Consider the following 17,793-nt stretch of genomic DNA (forward strand, 5'->3'; position numbering starts at 1 on the left):
GGGGACCTCATGGCATCCGTTATTCAAGGCCGTACCGAATCGCCGTTTCGATCAGTGTTCCGCGTGGTCAGCGGCAACTTTCTCGAGATGTTCGACTTCACCGTCTACGCTTATTACGCGAGCGCGATTGCGCACACGTTCTTTCCCTCGGATAACGAGTTCGTCTCGCTGCTTCTCTCGCTCTCGGTGTTCGGCGCGGGCTTCGTCATGCGTCCGGTCGGCGCGCTCGTGCTCGGCGCGTATGTCGATCGCCACGGGCGTCGTCGCGGCCTGATCCTCTCGCTATGGCTCATGGCCGTGGGCACCGCGTGCGTGGCGTTCGTTCCCGGCTACGCGTCGATTGGCGTGGCGGCACCCATCGTCGTGCTGATCGGGCGGTTGCTGCAGGGCTTTTCGGCCGGTGTCGAACTGGGCGGCGTGTCGGTTTATCTCGCCGAGATCGCGACGCCGGGCAAGCGTGGCTTCTTCTGCTCGTGGCAATCCGGCAGCCAGCAAGTGGCGGTGATCTTCGCGGCTTCGCTCGGCGTGCTGCTGAATCAGTTGATGCCGGTCGCCGACGTCAACGCATGGGGCTGGCGTATCCCGTTTCTGATCGGCTGCCTGATCGTGCCGTTCCTGTTCATGATTCGCCGCACGCTGCGCGAGACCGACGAGTTCGCCGCGCGCAAGCATCATCCGAGCATGGGCGAGATCATGATGTCGATGGTCGAGAACGCCGGGCTGATCGTGGCGGGCATGGGGCTCGTCATCATGACGACCGCGTCGTTCTATCTGATCACGACCTACACGCCCACTTTCGGCCGATCGGTGCTGCATCTTTCGTCGCTCGATTCGCTTATCGTCACCGTCTGCGTGGGCGTGTCGAACCTCGTGTGGCTGCCCATTTCCGGCGCCGTGTCCGACCGCGTCGGCAGGCGGCCCATCCTGCTCATCTTTACCGCGCTGACCATCCTGACCTCGTATCCGGCGATGCAATGGCTCGTCGCGGCGCCGTCGTTCGAGCGCCTGCTCGCGGTGGAACTGTGGCTCTCGGTGCTCTATGCGTGGTACAACGGGGCGATGGTGGTCGCGCTCACCGAGCTGATGCCGGCGAACGTGCGCACGACCGGTTTTTCGATGGCGTACAGCCTCGCCACGATGGTGGGAGGCTTCACGCCGGCCATATCGACGTCGCTGATCCACTTCACCGGCGACAAGGCGGCGCCCGGCGCATGGATGGCCGTGGCCGCGCTGTGCGGCGCAATCGCGACGCTCGTCCTTTACCGGTCGCGCGAAGCCCGCAATGGATACCGGTGGCAAAGCGTTCCGGAGCAATGAAACTTCTGCTGATCGAAGACAACCGCCAGCTGGCGCACTGGCTGAGCAAGACGCTGACCGACGAGGGCTTCCTCGTCGAGCATGTGCCCGATGGCGAAACCGCCGGAGCAGCGCTCGCCGGCACGCGCTATGACGTCGTGCTGCTCGACCTCAACCTGCCCGGCATGTCGGGCAAGGCGGTCCTGCGGCGCATGCGCGACCAGGCCAACGACACGCCCGTGCTGGTTCTAACGGCCACGGGCGACATCGGCGAAAAGGTAATTTGCCTGGCCGATGGCGCCGACGATTACGTCGTGAAGCCGTTCGACGAACGCGAACTGATCGCGCGTATCAAGGCGCTTGCGCGGCGGCACGCGCCGGTGCGCTCGAACCGCTTACGCTGCGGCACCTTGCTCTACGACATGGACCGGCGGCAATTCTTCGTCGGCGATGACGCGCTGTCGCTCACGCCGCGCGAACACGCGGTACTCGAAGCGCTCATTCTGCAAACCGGGCGGACGGTCTCGAAGGCCGTGCTCGCCGAAGCCTTGAACGACCGCGACGCGCCACCGAGCGGCGACGCCATCGAGATCTACGTCTCGCGGGTCAGGAAGAAAATCGAAAAGAGCACGGCTGCGATCATTACGTTGCGCGGGCTCGGCTATCTGCTGGAACATGAAGAGCCGCAAGCATAGCCTGCGCGCGCGGCTCCTGATCTGGCTGATCGTTCCGACGACGATCTTCGGGATCGTCGCGGGATGGGCCACGCACTTGAACGCGCGGCGCACGGCCGACCTGCTGCAGGACGCGGCGTTGCTTGCCGCAGCACGCGTGATGGCCGCCGATGTGCGCTGGAACGACAACGATCTGGTGGCTTCGGTATCGCCGAGCACGATTCAGATCGTCGGCACGCCCGAAGGCGATCAAGTGTTCTATCGCATCGAGATCGCGGGCGGCGCGGTGATCGCGGGAACATCCGACTTTCCGCGGATGCGTCTGAGCGCCTCTCCGCAGTGGTACGACGCGCAGGTGGCAGGCTCGCCCATTCGCGCCGTATCGCTTAAGCGCGCCATGTTCGACAATGGCAAGACCATCGAACTGGTCGTCTCCATAGGCCGCACGCTCGTTGCCCGCGACGCGCTGGTTGCATCGCTCTGGACGCCGCAGATTGCTTATATTCTCGGCAGCATCGCGGTTGCCATGATCCTGATCTGCACCGGGCTCGCACTCGAGTTGAGACCACTCGAGAAGCTCGCGAGCGGCTTGGCCGTTCATCCGCTCAAGAGCAAGGAGCGAATCGACGCGACAGGTCTTCCGGTGGAACTGCATCCACTCGTCACGGCGTTCAATGCATCGCTCGATGTCATCGAACGGCAAACGGCGACGCAGCGCCGGTTCATCGCCGATGCCGCGCATCAGATACGCACGCCGCTTACGCTGCTCGGGTCGCAGCTTCAGTACGCGCGCCGCCAGCACGGTCTAGACGAAGTGAGGGAAACGCTCACTGCCATGCATCAAAGCAACCGCGCGATGGTGACGCTGATCAATCAGCTTCTCATGCTCGCCCAAGCCGAAGCCGCCGACTACACTGCTTACGAAGGCGAGGCGGTGGACTTACGCGCGGTCATCACGCTGGCCGTCGAGAAGCTCGCGCTCGTGGCGCGGCGGCGCGATATCGAACTGGCTGTAGCGTTCGAAGGTGCGCTCGTCGTGACGGGAAGCGAGCCGCTCTTGTCGGCCGTGTTTTCCAATCTCATCGATAACGCCATACGCTACTCGCCGCGCGGCACGCGCGTCACGGTCGATGCCAAGGAAACGCACGTGAACGTGACCGTCAGCGTCGTGGATGAAGGGCCGGGCATTCCGGCGACGTTGCGCGAGCGCGTTTTCGAGCCGTTCTTCCGGGCATCGGCAGAAGAAGGCAGCGGACTTGGACTCGCGATTGCCAAGGAGATCGTGCGGGCGCACGGCGGCGTGGTTGCGATCCACGACGCGCCAGGAGGCGTGGGAGCAATGGTGGAGGTGGTTCTGGCGCGCGAACAGGAGCCGAGGCGGCCGTTCGCACGCACCCCCGTATAATTCGGCATGAATCGCACAATCTGCCCTGTGGCTGCGCCGCTCTTTTCCATGGCGTCGGTCCGTCAGTCTTCCGCTCGCGGAACGTTACGCATCTCGAACGCTCGCGCCACGAGCCCCATCCGAGGCTCGCATGAAAACGCCTAAACGCCTCATACCGCTTCTCGAAGAAGGACTCATCGACGAGGTCATCAGCCAGCTCATGAGCGGCAAGGAAGCTACCGTCTACGTCGTGCGCTGCCAAGACGCGACGCGTTGCGCCAAGGTCTACAAGGACGCGAAGCAGCGCAGCTTCCGGCAGGCATCGTCGTATCGGGATGGCCGCAAGGTCAAGAACAGCCGGCAAGCGCGCGCGATGGAAAAAGGCACGCGTTACGGCCGCGAAATGCAGGAAGCGTTGTGGCAGAACGCCGAGGTCGATGCGCTGTTTCGCCTGGCCAATGCGGGCGTGCGCGTGCCTCAACCCTTCATCTGCACCGACGGCGTGTTGCTGATGGAACTCGTCGTCGATGAATCGGGAAACGTGGCGCCGCGCCTCAACGACGTTCACCTGACCGAAGCACGCGCGCTGGAACTGCACGCAATGCTGCTCAAGCAAGTTGTGCGCATGCTGTGCGCGGGCGTGATTCACGGCGACTTGTCGGAATACAACATTTTGCTGGCGGCCGAAGGTCCGGTGATCATCGACTTGCCTCAGGCCGTCGATGCGGCGGGCAACAACGAAGCCGCGCCCATGCTCAAGCGCGACGTCGACAACCTCGCGAGTTACTTCGGTCAGTTCGCGCCAAAACTTCTGCGCACCGACTACGGAACGGAGATATGGTCGCTGTTCGAAGCGGGCGGCCTGCATGTCGATGTCGCATTGACCGGTCACGTCGAAGCGCCCACTGGCCCTGTCGATCTCGATAGCGTGTTGCAAGAGATCGAAGACACGCGCCTGGAAGAAGACGCGCGCGTGCGGCGAGAGCAGGACTGAGCGCAGATCGGGTTCGGCTATCGCTTACCGCTTACCGCTTGACGCTGAGGTAAGCGCGGCTCACCAACGGCCGGCTATGCACCCACATACGCGAACGAAGCCACGATGCCGGGCGATCTCTCACCTCGAGACGTCGGATCGATCCACGCGCTTCGTTCGATGCCTCTTGTCCGCGCGAATTGGTCCCGGGATGACAGGTATAAAAGTGGCTAAAGCCCGCGTCCAGTGCGACTTCGCGATAGTCCTCGTCGTAATAGCCTTGCGGCCAGCATAGATGGTCCGATACCTGGCCCAGCCGCGCGTTCAAGGTCGCGCGCGAAGTCTTCAAATCTTCACTGAGGCGCTGCCGCTTCTCATCGGCCGATGCGGTCTTCTGGTCCCAACGAACATGCGTATGCGTATGGCTATGAAATTCGAACGTGCCGGCATGGCGCATCGCATCGATTTCGGACCAGCGCAGGATCGTATCGTCGGCGCGTCCTTCTTCGATAGCACGTTCGCCCGCGTGATGGTCGAGCACTGCGGGCAACGCATGGGCTGGCGCGTTGGCTGCATTGGGCCGCACGTTGCCATCGCCCGGCCAGCTGCTGACGAGAAAGCACAGTGCGGTAAAGCCATGACGCTGCAGCACCGGATGTGCATGGACCCAGTTATCCAGATAGCCATCGTCGAAGGTAATGACGAACGAGCGCTCCGGCATCTCTTCGCCGCGTAGAAACGCCGCGAGTTGCACGGCGCCGATCGTGCGATACCCCGCGCTCGCGAGATACGCCATTTGCTCCGCAAAATGCTCGGGCTTGACGGTAATCATGCCCGGCGACGGACTGACGTGGTGATACATCAACACGGGAATGGCGCGCGCTTGTTGTTTCATCGGCGAGATTCCCTTTCTTTCAATGCGCGCCGGTAGAAGAGCGCGGTTTCGTATGCCATGTTTGCAATGGTGAAGCCGCGCTCGGTGATACGCATGCCATTGGTGCGCAGACGTTCACGCAAGCCGGGTTCGTCGATCATGCGAGCGATAGCCGCGCGCAATGCCGGCGGATTGCGCGGCGGTACCAGCAGACCATTTACATCGTCTTCGATCAATTCGGGCACGCCATCCACACTCGTGCCGATGACGGGCAGGCCCGCGGCCATCGCTTCGATGAACGCTTGGCCGAGCGCTTCCTGATGCGTCGGCAGCACGAAGAAATCACTGCCTCGCAAAATGTTGGGGACGTCGGTACGAAAACCGAGCAGATGGATGCGACTCGCAAGACCCAGACGCGTCACGATGCCTTCTATGCGTTCGAAAGCGGGACCGTCCCCGGCCATCACGATATGCAGGTGTGGATGCGTGTCGAATAAAGGCCGTACCGCGTCGATCAGATCTTCGTGTCCCTTCTCGTCGCGCATGATCGCCACCATGCATGCGATGGTTGCATCCGGCCCGAGTTTGAGTTCGTCTCGCAGCGACGAATGCGTGGCGCGCTCAGTCGCGATGCCGTCGTGGATAGTCTCCACGCGCTTCTCGGAGACCCCAGCCGAGATCAGATAGCGGCGCACGAAATGACTGACCGCGATGACGCGATGAGGAATCCACGTATAAGTTGCGAGGGAACTGATAGGCAATGCGAGATGCCGCGTACGCACGACGAGAGGCGTTCCCGCCAATCGGGCGGCCGTGCCGGCAACCAGACTGTCGTGACCGCTGTGCGTGTTGAGCACATCGTAGGCACGGCGTTGCAGCAGCGCCTTGATTCTCATCATGGAGCGCACGTCGCCGCCGCTACGCATGCGCGCGTGGTGCACGGCGAAGCCAAGCTCGGTTGAACGAATGCCGAGACGTGCATCGCTCGGACACAGCAGTTCCACGCTATGGCCGCACTCACGCAGCGCGACCATCTCCTTGAGCGTACGGATTTCCTGACCGCCCCATCCCTTCGAGGACTCGCTATGTAGGATCTTCAACGCACTAATCTCCAAGGCCTTTGCGTCATTAAAAAAACGCTTAGGAAATTTTTGGTAATAATTCGATTGGCTTTCTGCCTTCATGTTTTTAGTAAAGGAAATGAAGGGGAGAAAAGAAAAAGTCTTTGAGGATTTTTCTAGCGGAGGGATGAGACAGGCCGCTTCAAACGAAGCAGGTCTGGATCCTCTGCAGAGAATTCGGCTCGATGTCCATCACGGCAAGCGAAGAGGTCGCTACCATGCGGATGCCTGGCATCGATAGCTAACGGGGATGTCTTACTTGCGGTTGACCAACAGCATGCAAATTTTTTGCTATACCAGAAATAGCTTAACGTGCTTCTAAAGAGGTCGTTAGTTTTTTTAGGCGACTATAGGTCGACATTCGCCGCTGAGACGGTGGCAAACGTATGCGAGTAGCTTTTGGCTAAGAAAGTCGTGGTGCCGAAGCTCGTAGGCTTAGTACCTTGCAATTTTCCGCTACCTAAGCGTGAGAGTCTCATTCGCTTGCAATGGACAATGCCGCAAAGAACGATGCGTCGTTAAGCAAAAGCTAAAAAAGATGCGTCTATCATTTAATAACAAACGACTTCATTTGGTTTCGGCTGCGACAGCGGCGCAATCGTTTGCTCATCGACAGGGCGCTTATCGCTTATGCGCTCGGAACACGTCGATGCCGATCAGCCGGACGGGCCGTCCTCTGCCCGTGACGTCATTGAAGACGGTCAGTGCGGAATATTCTCGACTCCGCTTGCGCTTAGATCGCTCGGGAAGCAGTGAGGCTGTTCGAATCCCATCGGCGAGGCTCCGGTCGAGTATTTGATATTGTCCGTGTTGTTCGGTCCTTCGCCAGCAGGCACGGAGCCAAGTCCTGCAAGCTTGCGCATGCGATAGGCAATCGCATGGTCCGCGCACGAACTGTCACCGCTCACGCCAAGGCCGCCAATTACTTTTCCACCGGCGTAGAGCGCCACGCCGCCGCCGAAAGTGATCACGCCGCCTACGCTATGGTTGATCCCGCTGCCTTGTTCCAGGAAGCGCGCGTCGAAGGGATTGGAATTGTTCAACCCATAAAGCGATCCGCCCGGCTGCGTGGCGGCATAGAGATTTGCGGTGGAAAGCGCAAGCGCATCGTTGCTAAAACTGTTTGCGGTGTACGCCTTGGCTATTGCTATGGCGCGACTGCCAGGCCATGCATCGCCGGTCTTGGTGACCGAACATAGATGACCCTCGCGGTCGACGATGGCGGCCCACATCCGGTTGGGCTTGAAAATTCCGCCGTTCGAGTCGGATAGATTGACGACGGTGTAAAGCTGTCGTTCGACGAGAGAAATCGTTCCTTGTGGAAGCGTGCACCGGCCGGTAGGGACATCGTCGTAATCGTGTGCGTAGATAAATGAGGAAGCCGAAATAAGCACACCCACGGCCAAGCACTTCGCGACTTTTTCAAGCATGGCGATTCTCCCGACAAGAGACGTTTAAGGAAGGAACAAGAAGGGGTTATGAATTTTTATTTTGGTAAACCGTAGTAGGCCGAATGGAATAGAACGAGCGTTTAATCGCTAAGGAATATGGGCTTTCGAACATTCAAGAATGCGCCATTAATTTATGTGTAATGGATTCGTATGTGTGAGCTTGGGCCGTGTCGGGAAGGGTATATAGGAGACGGAAGCGTCGGCTGAAGAATGAATCGCTTGGCACGAGCCGCGCGGCTCGTATCAATACGCTCTGGAAGTGCCTCGTTAAATTGCCTATGCTTTTTCTCGGATTCCGCGCGTTTCGCGACGCGCATCTCGAATCCAGCCCACAGGCGCAGAAGAAAATGAATAAGGAGACCGTCATGGCAGGCTATCCCCGTGCTTTGCTTGGTTCAGTCGCGGCTCTTGTCGGCGCTTTCGGAATGATTACAGCGCCTGCGGCTTACTCTGCCGACGAGATCCAGAACGCCAACACTACGGCCACAGCGCCGGTTCCCACGTCATTGCGGCCGATATCGCAGGCGCAACTCGATGCCGCCGCGAACGACAGCGCCTCATGGCTGCATTCGAACGGATCGTATGCCGAGACGCGTTATGCGCCGGCAGCGCAGATCAATCGTTCAAACGTAGCCAAGCTGAAGCCGGCATTCATCTTCCAGACGGCGGTGATGGAGTCGATGGAAACCGCGCCGATCGTATCCAACGGCGTCATGTTTCTCACGACCTCCTACAACCACGTCTATGCAATCGACGCGGTCACCGGCAAGGAGTTCTGGCATTACAAGCACAAGATGGGACCGGTTACGACCTTTTGCTGCGGACCGAATAATCGCGGCGTCGCCATAGCCGGCGACCGCCTGTATATGGGCACGCTCGACGCCAAGCTCGTGGCGCTCGATGCAAAGACCGGCAGCGTCGTGTGGACCTCGCAGATCGCGGACCCGGAGGACGGCTATTCCGAAACGATGGCGCCGGTCGTCGTCGATGGCAAGGTGTTGATCGGCACGAACGGCGGCGAGTACGGCATACGTGGTTTCGTCAAGGCATTCGACGCGAACTCAGGTCAATTGCTCTGGACCTTCTACACCATTCCCGACTCCGGCAGCGAAGGCGTGTGGGCCGAAAACGACGCCGTGGGCCGCAACATGAAGCGCGATATCGAGGCGGAGAAAAAGACGCTCGCGGAAAAAGGCCACGACTTCGAGAAGACGCTTGGCGGCGGTGTGTGGATGGCGCCTGCGGTCGATCGCGCGACACGTACGGTGTATTTCGTAGTGGGCAATCCCTCGCCGGACCTTCATGGAGCCATTCGTCCTGGCGACAATCTCTACACCGATTCGCTCGTCGCCATCGATCTCGATACCGGCAAGTACAAATGGCATTACCAATACATCGCGCACGACGTGTGGGATCTGGATGCAGTGAGCCCACCAATCCTCATCGACGTAAAGGACAAGAGCGGACAGATGGTTCCGGCCATCATTCATGGCGGCAAGACCGGATTCGTCTATGTGCATGATCGCCGCGACGGTCACATCATCCGCATTTCCGAAGCGATGATTCCTCAAGAAGGCGTCTGGACCTTGCCGACAGCGACCGGCGCGCGCATGCTGCCGGGCGCGAACGGTGGCGTCGAATGGTCGCCCATGGCATTCAATCCGAAGACGCGCATGGCGTATGCGGCAAACTTGCATCAACCGATGACGTATCAGGTTGAAGACGCCGCTTATCCCGGCGGAAAACTATGGCTCGGCGGGGCATTCAAGACTATTCCAGCCGAGCAACAGTGGGGCAAGCTGGTTGCGGTGAATGTCGATACCGGCAAGATCGCATGGGGTTACAAGACGGATCAGCCCTTGATTGGCGGCGTGCTCGCGACTGCGGGAGGACTTGTCTTCAACGGTGAGGGTAATGGCCTCTTTCGCGCCTTCGATGCGAGTACCGGCCGCAAGTTGTGGGAGTTCCAATGCGGTGCGGGCGTGAACGCACCGGCCGTGTCGTACATGGTGAACGGCAAGCAATACGTCGCGGTCGCGGCGGGCGGCAACACGCAGCTGGACTTCAAGCGTGGCAATAGCCTTCTCGTGTTTGCGCTGCCTTGAGGTGACGATGCGTCCATCGAAACGCAAGAGAGACGAACGCATTCGTGTAGCGGGAATGGTCGCTTGCCTGTTGTTTTTAATGCCAGCGTTCGCGCGCGCCGATGCGCAGGCCGGCGCCGCGAAAGCCGTCGTATGCGTTGCATGCCACGGGCAGAACGGCAATTCGACGAGCGGCGATTATCCATCGCTCGCGGGTCAGACATCGCGCTATCTGTTCCTTGAGTTACGCGATTTCAAGGCAGGCCGTCGAAGCGATCCACGCATGTCGCCGATGGCCGCCAATCTGTCGTCGGAAGACATGCACGATCTCGCCGATTACTTCGCGGCGCAGACACTCGTGTCGACCGATTTCAAGGCCGACCCGGTCAAGGTGGAGGCGGGCAAAAAGAAGTCCGATGAAGTGCTCTGCACGATGTGCCATCTCGGCGGCATGAAAGGGCAGAACGAAATACCGCGGGTCGCGGGTCAGCAGTATCCGTATATCGTGAAGCAACTGCAGGACTTCCGCGCGAAGAAGCGCATGAACGATGCGGGCAACATGACGAGCGTGACGAAGAACCTGACCGACGCGGACATCGAGAATCTTGCGAACTACGTCGCTAACTTGCAATGACGCTTTCCATACCGATTAGCAAAGCGCTCGTGTTCGCATGCATGACGCTTGCGTTGCTCGACTCCGTTCATGCCGATGACGATGCCTATGCGCTCAACGAACGCTTGCTTAACGCGACTCGCAATGGTGACACGCATGCTGTAGTCGAGCTACTCGATCAAGGCGCGAAGATCGATTCGCGTAACCGTATAGGCGACACGCCGCTCATCAGCGCATGCAAGCGCGGCATGACGCCGATGGCGCGCTTGTTGATCGAGCGCGGCGCTAATGTGAGCCAGGCTGACGTGCAGGGCATTACACCATTGATGGCTGCCGCGTTCGACGGCAACGATGAAATCGTGGCGTTGCTTATTGCGCGACACGCGGATGCGGCGGCGACGGATCGCGTAGGCAAGACAGCGATGGAATATGCGGCTGGACTCGGGCAAACCGCGATCGTGCAGCGTCTATTAGACTCGGGTGTCGACGTGAACGCCGCGTATCACAATCATCTGACGGCGCTCATGTGGGCGGCGGGATACGATCGAGCGCAGACTGCGTCGATACTGCTTGCTCGTGGCGCGAATCGGGATTTGAAGGATGACCGCGGCAAGACTGCGCGGGAAATTGCCGATGAGACGCGCTCGGCTCATGTGGCGAGCTTGCTTAGCGCGCCATGATTGCTTTCGCTCGTGAGCGTGCAGTGCGATTCAATCGTTAGGCGATTGCCGCAGTGCGTCGTTGCGCGGATGCATGTCCAATTTCGTTGCGTCCAAGTCGCCGTGTGAATCGTCTCTTTTGCTCTCAAGCTTGATATGCACCGCTTTGCGAGAAGGCGTCGAGTGCTCTTCCAACACGCGCGGGTCTTGTCTCGAGAGTGGCATTCGCAAGATATTGCTCAATGTGGACCGTATGAATTCTCGGTTATTCGGACGGTTATGCTGGACGGTGTCTGTTCGATCAGTGAAGGAACTGGACCATAGCGTTGTTTGTTTAGTCGGTTGACCATGGCGTCCAGATCAGTTCACCTGCGTTCCTGCCTGCCGAGCGTCCGTTCTCTTGTTCTCGGCACCTTCGTTTCCATAGCAAAAGCCTTTACTACTTCCGGCAAAAAAAAGCCGCCCGCAAAGCGGGGCGGCCAGAATGAACATGTCTTTAACCCGAGGACCATGTTCTTTGAGAGAAACTCAGTTAACGGATGCCCGTCTTGGTTCTTAAGCGTCAATTTAACGATACTTGCCTTTTTTTTGGAACATGATTGGGCATTTGTTGGACAACAACCTTGCTTTTGTGTTGGGCGGCGAAACGGTGTTTCATCTTGACGCTAGAAGGGAGCGCAGGAGTGGTCCACCAGCAGCGTAGCGCGACAGACAAGTGCGTGACCGGTGTCCGCCGATATAGCGCTCGCGGATGAGCGCTTCTGCCAGGCAAACCCTCGCACTCGAGTTGACAACCAAGACAGTCGTCTTTCGGTAATCGCCACTCGAAACGAAGCGAAACCGACGTTTCGGCCACGCTAGGAAAGAGTCAAGGAATTTACGTTTGTTCGGCCGGCTAAGGACGCAACGGCTGTCGCAAGTAACGGACGCCTTTTTTTTTCGCCGTATAGAGCGAATAGCTTCAGTTCGAAGAGACAGTGTAGGACTGTTCGGAGAGTCATCAGCTTCCAACTCAATACCGTGCGACAGCCAACGAAAAAAAGCCCGCTAAAGAGCGGGCCAAAAAAAGCAGTTCACCCAGAGGGCCGCAAGGAGATACGGTCCTCTCGTTGAGGCTCGGACGTTATCGGCAAGAATCAACGAGAGAAGAAGGCACGTGGTCCTTCCCTCTCTGAGCCTGCGAGGCCTCAGACCTTCATGCCGACGAACATGCTGCCGAGCGCATCGACCGACTTGGTGATGCTCTTGACGTCCACGTTCGTGTGTTGCGAGGCATCGACCTGCGTGACCGGTGCGACGTTGATTTGCGGGCTCGCGAAAGACACGCCGCCTGCCTGATAGTTCGAGTTGACGCCGGTGTTCGAGAAGATCGAGAAGCCGCCCGCGATGGAGCCCATTGCAGCGCGATCGAGTTCTTTCTCAGCAGCAAGGTTCTTGATAGTCAGCATGATAAATCCCCTAAGAAATGTGTTTGGATGGTGTGAATTAAAGTGCCAAGCCGCCGAGCAGGCTGCCCACAGCGGTGATCGACTTGTTGACGGTCTTGAGATCGACGTTGGTGGTGGTCGATGCATCGACTTGCGAAACAGGCGCAACGTTCGCTTGCGGCGAAGCGAACGACACGCCGCCTGCTTGAACGTTGCTGTTGAAACCGGCGTTCGAGAAGAGCGAATTACCGCCCGTGATGGCGCTCATTTCAGCGCGGTCGAGTTCCTTGGAAGCAACGAGGTTCTTGATGGTCAGCATGATGAATCTCCTAAACAATGTGATTGGATGGTGTGAATTAAAGCGCCATGCCACCGAGCATGCTGCCCACGGCGGTAATCGACTTGTTGACGGTCTTGAGATCGACGTTGGTGGTGGTCGATGCATCGACTTGCGTGACAGGTGCGATGTTCGCTTGCGGCGAAGCGAAGGACACGCCGCCTGCTTGAACGTTGCTGTTGATACCGGCATTCGAGAAGAACGAGCTACCGCCCGTGATGGCGCCCATCTCAGCACGGCCGAGTTCTTTGGAAGCGGCGAGGTCTTTGATCGTCAGCATGGTGAATCTCCTAAGTGGTTGGTTGGTCGAGCGTTGATTTGTTGCGCTCGCAGCTACATATGCGAGAGGCATGCCAAGCAAGCCGCTAAGGCGTTTATTATTTTCTAAGTGAATGAATTCAAACGTTAAAAATGCTAAAAACGGCTTTTAAGGGCAAGCGCCCTTACGCATTCGAAATTGGGGGTGTATTAGAGCGGCAGACAGCGCTCTAGAAAGTGAACGTCACAAACCGACACCTTTGGGACTTGTCTCCGACTCACGATTTCCAAGGCAGACGCGGCTGCGCTCTGAAGGTCTTTTGTCGAGTGCCGAGAGTACATGGCAAGGAGAGCCTGCACGCGACGGTGTTAATCGAATGATGGTTCGAACTTGCTAAGCCACAATGCACTCGTGTCCGCACCGCAGACGAATCCGTCGACGCGCCGAAGGCAACGAATCAAGCGGAGAGCGTGCAATTAAGTTCATCGACTGAAACATGCGATCGTTAAGTCGGGCGAGTTGACGATCTCAAAGGCGGATGACCTTGAGTAGGCCCAGACCATTCATCGGCGCAGTCTGGTTTACTCAACGTTGAAATCAATTGTTCTGAGTGCCTTTCACACCGAAAAAGATCGTCACACCGTGACTTTCTTAACGTATGTTCCACGCGCCGCGGGTGCGATACCGCTAGCCGTACGCAACGTTAGCTTAGCCACCGGCTTACCGCTCGCGCGATCGATTAGCTGCGAATGCTTTTCGCCGCGTGCAAAAAGGTTGGCTTCACCCCATTGCCGCAACGTGACAATCACAGGGAACAGCGCTTCGCCCTTCGGCGTTAGCGCATATTCCTGATAAGCGGAGCCGTCCGACGCAGGGACCACTTCGAGCACGGCCGCATCGACGAGGAGTCGCAAGCGGTCGGCGAGAATATTGCGCGCGATCCCGAGACTTTCCTGAAACTCGCCGAAGCGACGCACGCCGTCGAACGCATCGCGCACGATAAGCAGCGCCCATCGCTCGCCCACGATATCGAGTGCCCGTGCGACGGGACACGATGAATCCGCAAGACTTTTGCGCTGCGCCATTTGCATTTCTCCAGTCAAATCCGAACCGATATCTGTCTTAGCGACCCACCTCAACCAGTTGCATTTTAAAACAAGTTTGTCTAGACTGGATTCTAGTTGCATTGTGAAACTAGTTAAAGATATAAGGGCAGGGCGATCCATGAATGCCGGAAGCACACCGTGCGACGCGACAGAACAAAACGACAATCCCGCAGAAGATGCGCCTCGCTCACTGCCGTCCGTCCTCGTTTTGCTGCTCGCAGTGTGCTGCGCGGTGAGTGTCGCGAACGTCTACTACGCACAGCCCCTGCTCGACGCCATTGCCGAAGACTTCCGCATTACGCAGGCAGCCGTTGGTGGCGTCATCACGGCAACGCAAGTTGGCTGCGCGCTGGCTTTGTTGCTGGTCGTACCGCTTGGCGATCTGCTTAACCGCAAGGTCTTGATGTGCATTCAGCTCGTCTTTCTCACGGCTGCTCTGGCCATGGTCGGCTTCGCGCATTCGCCGGCGATATTGCTCATCGGCATGGTCGGCGTCGGGATGCTCGGCACCGCGATGACGCAAGGATTGATCGCGTACGCGGCGACACTTGCGCATCAATCGGAACGCGGTCGCGTAGTTGGCGCCGCGCAAAGCGGCGTGGTAGTCGGGTTGCTAATGGCGCGTTGCTTCGCTGGCGTCATCACCGACCTTGCAGGATGGCGCTCGGTGTATCTCATATCGGGTCTATTGGCGGCCGTCATGCTGCTCGTGCTTTGGAACGCAGTGCCGACGCCGCGCATGAGCCCGCTCAAGCTGACCTACGCTCAACTGCTAAGGTCGATGTTCATGCTGCTTGCATCCGAGCGCGTGTTGCGGGTTCGTGGCGTGATCGGCCTTTTCATGTTCGCGGCGTTCAGTATTTTCTGGAGCGCGCTGGTCTTGCCGCTCAGCGCGCCGCCGCACTCGCTGTCGCATACACAGATCGGCGCGTTCGGGCTGGTCGGCGCAATCGGGGCGCTGGCCGCAGCGAGGGCGGGCTATCTGGCCGACCGAGGTCTCGGTCAGTGGACCACTGGCATCGCGCTGATCTGTCTTGTGACTTCGTGGATACCCATAAGCCTCATGTCGCAGAGCATGATCGCGTTGATGGTGGGAATCGCGTTGCTCGACCTCGGCGGCCAGGCAGTGCACGTGGTCAATCAAAGCATGATTTTGAGCGGCCAGACTGCGTCGCACGGGCGTCTCGTGGGCTGCTACATGCTTTTCTATTCGGCGGGGAGCGGTATCGGCGCGGCGGCGTCCACTTACGTGTATGCGCAAGCGGGCTGGATGGGTGTCTGCGTCCTCGGGTTCGCCGTAAGTGTGGCTGCGCTCGTTTTCTGGGCCGTTACGTTGCGTTCGCAAAATCGCTAAGCGACGACTCATGCAAAGCCGCTTCGCGAGAAAGGCGAAGCGGCAAATGACGCTTGTCCAGGCGATGTCGACGGGAGACGAATACACCGCACCGAAGAGCAAAATTTTCGATGCTAAGAAGCCGTTAGGAAGGCTATAATTCGCCGCGCAAGGCAGAAACCGCACTACGTAGGCTCTGGATCAACAAGGAGAACCGCCGTGCTTCCATCTGACCGCAATAACGACAAACCTTCCAGCTTGGGACGCCGGCAGTTCCTCGGTTTCACCGGCGCAGGCATGCTAGCGACACTGCTGCCCGGTTGCGGCGGCGACGACAACCACGCCGCCTCCTACCCGCAGACCATTGCGATGGGCCAACAGGCTATCCAGCAAGCCATCGGCAATACGGCGCAGCCCGTGGCCGCCATCTCGGTTGCCATGCTCAAGGGCAACGACGTCGTGTGGCAGCAAGCGTTCGGCGCATCGTCGGTGCCGAGCCAGACCCAGGCCACGACAGCGACGCGCTTCAATATCGGATCGGTCAGCAAGCTCTTTGCAGGGCTTGCCGCAACGATCCTTCAGGACCGTGGACTGATTACGCTCGATACCCCCATCGTCCGCTATCTGCCCACGTTCTCGATGCTTTCCCCCGAGTACACGCGAATCACGACACGCCATCTGCTGTCGCATTCGTCGGGTTTTCCCGGTACCAATTCGCGCAATCTCTTCACGTTCTCGCCGGTTCCCGGCTATGCGGCCGACACGCAGGCCGAGCTCGCCAACACCCATTTGAAGCATTTGCCGGGCGAGCTTGCAGTGTATTGCAACGACGGCTTCACGATGGTGGAGCAACTCGTCTTGGCAATGACCGGGCAAAGCTTCGCGAGCTTCGTCGAGACGAACATTCTCGCGCCGCTGAAGATGACCAATTCGAGTTATCTGACAAGTGTGCCGACCGATGGCTCGTTCTCGTATCCCTATGTGAACGGCACGCAATATCAGGAGTTCGTCAACGCTTACGCGACGGGCGGGCTGAGTTCGACGCCCGGCGACATGATGAATCTCGCGCGGATGTTCCTCGGCGGCGGCGCGTTCGAGGGCAAGCAGATCGTGTCCGCGGCGGGCATTGCGCAGATGGGTACGGACCAGACAGCGGGGCTCCTGATCAATCCATCGCCGGAATGGCGTTGGGGTCTCGCATGGGATTCAGTCGTGCAACCGGGGCTAGCCGCTGCCGGCGTTCTCGGATGGGAAAAGGACGGCGGCACGGCCTTCTTCACGAGCGAATTCTTCATCGTGCCGAAGGCGCAACTGGCGTTGATGGTGACCGGCAATACGGGCTACGACGCGCGCAAGCTTGCGGAGAGCATCGTGCTTTCGGCATTGAAAGAGGACGGAACCATCGCCGCGCTGCCGCCCACGGTCGGCGGCACGGCGCCTTCAGCGGCTACGGGTCCGGTTATTGCGGACACGGCCGGCATCTACGGCAACTCGGACTCGCCGCTTCAGGTGATCGCCAACGGCGACGGCAGTGTGCAACTCAACCAGTGGAATGGTGTGACGCGCACGTGGGGGCAGCTTGGCGCGGGCGCCTATCAGTACCGCAGCGACGGATGGTACTGGAGCAATAGCGATACGGCCTCGTACCGTTTCGCGGTCGTCACCGGAACCGACGAGGACGGCACCCCATTCAGCTATCGTTATCTGATGAAACGCGTCGTCCCTGGCGCGGGCTATGCCTTACGTTACCCATCGGCCAGCAACTTGCCGCGCTCGCGCCACTCGACGCCGCGTGGCAGCAACGCCTGGGCACGCAATGGCGCGTGACGAACGACTCGTCGACAGCGGTGCCAATCGTGGTCGACGGCAACGAGCCCGCGTATCTCACCAGCCTGCCCGAATTGCCGGGCTACGTGCTGTACGGCAATAGCGACCTTCGCTATCAACTCTTCGTGCCGCTTGCAGATGACCGCGGCGGCATGTCGGTTAAGGTGCCGGGCAACTTCGGCCGCGATCTCTACGAGATTCGCTTCGCATCGGCGAGCAACGCCACCACGCTGACCTTGGGCAGTTCGATTTACGCGCAGGTGTAACGCCCTCACGACGAAAGCCGTGTCGACGCCTCGCGCGTCGACACTCATCGGCATGTCTAGCAAAACCCTCACGTCCACGTCAAAAGAACCACACGTCTGGTGCCTTGTC

General features: G+C 59.2%; 17 protein-coding genes. 10 read left to right on the plus strand and 7 right to left on the minus strand.

The features are described from left to right. Positions 1-9: 9 nt before the first annotated feature. The 4 genes from NCT04_RS25155 to NCT04_RS25170 all read left to right on the plus strand — a co-directional run bounded on the left by NCT04_RS25155 (position 10) and on the right by NCT04_RS25170 (position 4,348). Positions 10-1,317, plus strand: coding sequence for an MFS transporter (locus NCT04_RS25155; protein WP_250468206.1), 1,308 nt, complete (start codon positions 10-12; stop codon positions 1,315-1,317). Then, the gene (locus NCT04_RS25160) at positions 1,314-1,991 is read left to right on the plus strand and encodes a response regulator transcription factor (RefSeq protein WP_244830328.1); all 678 of its coding nucleotides are present in this window, start codon (positions 1,314-1,316) and stop codon (positions 1,989-1,991) included. The genes NCT04_RS25155 and NCT04_RS25160 overlap by 4 nt, the downstream gene beginning before the upstream one ends. Then, the gene (locus tag NCT04_RS25165; protein ID WP_250468207.1) at positions 1,972-3,375 is read left to right on the plus strand and encodes a sensor histidine kinase; all 1,404 of its coding nucleotides are present in this window, start codon (positions 1,972-1,974) and stop codon (positions 3,373-3,375) included. Before NCT04_RS25160 ends, NCT04_RS25165 begins: the two co-directional genes overlap by 20 nt. Positions 3,376-3,505: 130 nt before the next feature. After that, the gene (locus tag NCT04_RS25170) at positions 3,506-4,348 is read left to right on the plus strand and encodes a PA4780 family RIO1-like protein kinase (RefSeq protein WP_250468208.1); all 843 of its coding nucleotides are present in this window, start codon (positions 3,506-3,508) and stop codon (positions 4,346-4,348) included. Positions 4,349-4,379: 31 nt separating this feature from the next. On the opposite strand, the gene NCT04_RS25175 is transcribed toward NCT04_RS25170, so the two are convergent. From NCT04_RS25175 to NCT04_RS25185, 3 genes are all read right to left on the minus strand, one after another. After that, positions 4,380-5,222 carry a polysaccharide deacetylase family protein gene (locus NCT04_RS25175; protein ID WP_250468209.1) on the minus strand — a complete coding sequence of 281 codons (843 nt, stop codon included), beginning with the start codon at positions 5,220-5,222 and terminating at the stop codon, positions 4,380-4,382. Continuing rightward, complete coding sequence (locus tag NCT04_RS25180; protein ID WP_250468210.1) at positions 5,219-6,301, minus strand: glycosyltransferase family 4 protein; 1,083 nt, start codon at positions 6,299-6,301, stop codon at positions 5,219-5,221. The genes NCT04_RS25175 and NCT04_RS25180 overlap by 4 nt, the downstream gene beginning before the upstream one ends. 722 nt (positions 6,302-7,023) lie before the next feature. After that, positions 7,024-7,752, minus strand: coding sequence for a GlcG/HbpS family heme-binding protein (locus NCT04_RS25185; protein WP_250468211.1), 729 nt, complete (start codon positions 7,750-7,752; stop codon positions 7,024-7,026). 386 nt (positions 7,753-8,138) lie between these two features. Between NCT04_RS25185 and NCT04_RS25190 the strand changes: the two genes are divergently transcribed. The 3 genes from NCT04_RS25190 to NCT04_RS25200 are packed head-to-tail and all read left to right on the plus strand — an operon-like array spanning position 8,139 to position 11,150. After that, positions 8,139-9,878: a pyrroloquinoline quinone-dependent dehydrogenase gene (locus NCT04_RS25190; protein ID WP_250468212.1), complete on the plus strand. Its 1,740-nt coding sequence runs from the start codon at positions 8,139-8,141 to the stop codon at positions 9,876-9,878. 55 nt (positions 9,879-9,933) lie between these two features. Further along, on the plus strand, positions 9,934-10,491 hold the full coding sequence (locus tag NCT04_RS25195) for a c-type cytochrome (protein ID WP_250468359.1): 558 nt from the start codon (positions 9,934-9,936) through the stop codon (positions 10,489-10,491). After that, positions 10,488-11,150: an ankyrin repeat domain-containing protein gene (locus NCT04_RS25200; protein ID WP_409014828.1), complete on the plus strand. Its 663-nt coding sequence runs from the start codon at positions 10,488-10,490 to the stop codon at positions 11,148-11,150. Before NCT04_RS25195 ends, NCT04_RS25200 begins: the two co-directional genes overlap by 4 nt. Before the next feature lie 1,166 nt (positions 11,151-12,316). Here NCT04_RS25200 and NCT04_RS25205 read toward each other — a convergent pair. From NCT04_RS25205 to NCT04_RS25220, 4 genes are all read right to left on the minus strand, one after another. After that, a complete protein-coding gene (locus tag NCT04_RS25205) occupies positions 12,317-12,577 on the minus strand; it encodes a hypothetical protein (protein ID WP_250468213.1) in 261 nt (86 codons plus the stop codon). Positions 12,578-12,614: 37 nt separating this feature from the next. Then, on the minus strand, positions 12,615-12,875 hold the full coding sequence (locus tag NCT04_RS25210; RefSeq protein WP_250468214.1) for a hypothetical protein: 261 nt from the start codon (positions 12,873-12,875) through the stop codon (positions 12,615-12,617). 37 nt (positions 12,876-12,912) lie between these two features. Further along, positions 12,913-13,173 carry a hypothetical protein gene (locus NCT04_RS25215; protein WP_250468215.1) on the minus strand — a complete coding sequence of 87 codons (261 nt, stop codon included), beginning with the start codon at positions 13,171-13,173 and terminating at the stop codon, positions 12,913-12,915. A 614-nt stretch (positions 13,174-13,787) separates the two neighbouring features. Continuing rightward, on the minus strand, positions 13,788-14,237 hold the full coding sequence (locus tag NCT04_RS25220) for a winged helix-turn-helix transcriptional regulator (RefSeq protein ID WP_250468216.1): 450 nt from the start codon (positions 14,235-14,237) through the stop codon (positions 13,788-13,790). 139 nt (positions 14,238-14,376) lie between these two features. On the opposite strand from NCT04_RS25220, the gene NCT04_RS25225 reads away from it, so the two are divergent. From NCT04_RS25225 to NCT04_RS34780, 3 genes are all read left to right on the plus strand, one after another. Further along, a complete protein-coding gene (locus tag NCT04_RS25225; RefSeq protein ID WP_250468217.1) occupies positions 14,377-15,612 on the plus strand; it encodes an MFS transporter in 1,236 nt (411 codons plus the stop codon). A 198-nt stretch (positions 15,613-15,810) separates the two neighbouring features. Continuing rightward, a complete protein-coding gene (locus NCT04_RS25230; RefSeq protein ID WP_350030041.1) occupies positions 15,811-17,418 on the plus strand; it encodes a serine hydrolase domain-containing protein in 1,608 nt (535 codons plus the stop codon). After that, positions 17,415-17,684: a hypothetical protein gene (locus NCT04_RS34780; RefSeq protein ID WP_350030042.1), complete on the plus strand. Its 270-nt coding sequence runs from the start codon at positions 17,415-17,417 to the stop codon at positions 17,682-17,684. The genes NCT04_RS25230 and NCT04_RS34780 overlap by 4 nt, the downstream gene beginning before the upstream one ends. Positions 17,685-17,793 lie beyond the last annotated feature (109 nt).

It is taken from the genome of Caballeronia sp. GAFFF2 (assembly GCF_023631485.1).
In the GTDB taxonomy this organism is placed as follows: domain Bacteria; phylum Pseudomonadota; class Gammaproteobacteria; order Burkholderiales; family Burkholderiaceae; genus Caballeronia.

What these genes read in the sequence shown, in the direction of transcription:
- NCT04_RS25155 (WP_250468206.1), top strand. Translation starts at nt 10, where the DNA reads ATGGCATCCGTTATTCAAGGCCGTACCGAATCGCCGTTTCGATCAGTG.
- NCT04_RS25195 (WP_250468359.1), top strand. Translation starts at nt 9,934, where the DNA reads ATGGTCGCTTGCCTGTTGTTTTTAATGCCAGCGTTCGCGCGCGCCGAT.
- NCT04_RS25200 (WP_409014828.1), top strand. Translation starts at nt 10,488, where the DNA reads ATGACGCTTTCCATACCGATTAGCAAAGCGCTCGTGTTCGCATGCATG.
- NCT04_RS25220 (WP_250468216.1), bottom strand. Translation starts at nt 14,237, where the DNA reads ATGGCGCAGCGCAAAAGTCTTGCGGATTCATCGTGTCCCGTCGCACGG.
- NCT04_RS25215 (WP_250468215.1), bottom strand. Translation starts at nt 13,173, where the DNA reads ATGCTGACGATCAAAGACCTCGCCGCTTCCAAAGAACTCGGCCGTGCT.
- NCT04_RS25185 (WP_250468211.1), bottom strand. Translation starts at nt 7,752, where the DNA reads ATGCTTGAAAAAGTCGCGAAGTGCTTGGCCGTGGGTGTGCTTATTTCG.
- NCT04_RS25170 (WP_250468208.1), top strand. Translation starts at nt 3,506, where the DNA reads ATGAAAACGCCTAAACGCCTCATACCGCTTCTCGAAGAAGGACTCATC.
- NCT04_RS25210 (WP_250468214.1), bottom strand. Translation starts at nt 12,875, where the DNA reads ATGCTGACCATCAAGAACCTCGTTGCTTCCAAGGAACTCGACCGCGCT.
- NCT04_RS25160 (WP_244830328.1), top strand. Translation starts at nt 1,314, where the DNA reads ATGAAACTTCTGCTGATCGAAGACAACCGCCAGCTGGCGCACTGGCTG.
- NCT04_RS25165 (WP_250468207.1), top strand. Translation starts at nt 1,972, where the DNA reads ATGAAGAGCCGCAAGCATAGCCTGCGCGCGCGGCTCCTGATCTGGCTG.
- NCT04_RS25190 (WP_250468212.1), top strand. Translation starts at nt 8,139, where the DNA reads ATGGCAGGCTATCCCCGTGCTTTGCTTGGTTCAGTCGCGGCTCTTGTC.
- NCT04_RS25205 (WP_250468213.1), bottom strand. Translation starts at nt 12,577, where the DNA reads ATGCTGACTATCAAGAACCTTGCTGCTGAGAAAGAACTCGATCGCGCT.
- NCT04_RS25175 (WP_250468209.1), bottom strand. Translation starts at nt 5,222, where the DNA reads ATGAAACAACAAGCGCGCGCCATTCCCGTGTTGATGTATCACCACGTC.
- NCT04_RS25225 (WP_250468217.1), top strand. Translation starts at nt 14,377, where the DNA reads ATGAATGCCGGAAGCACACCGTGCGACGCGACAGAACAAAACGACAAT.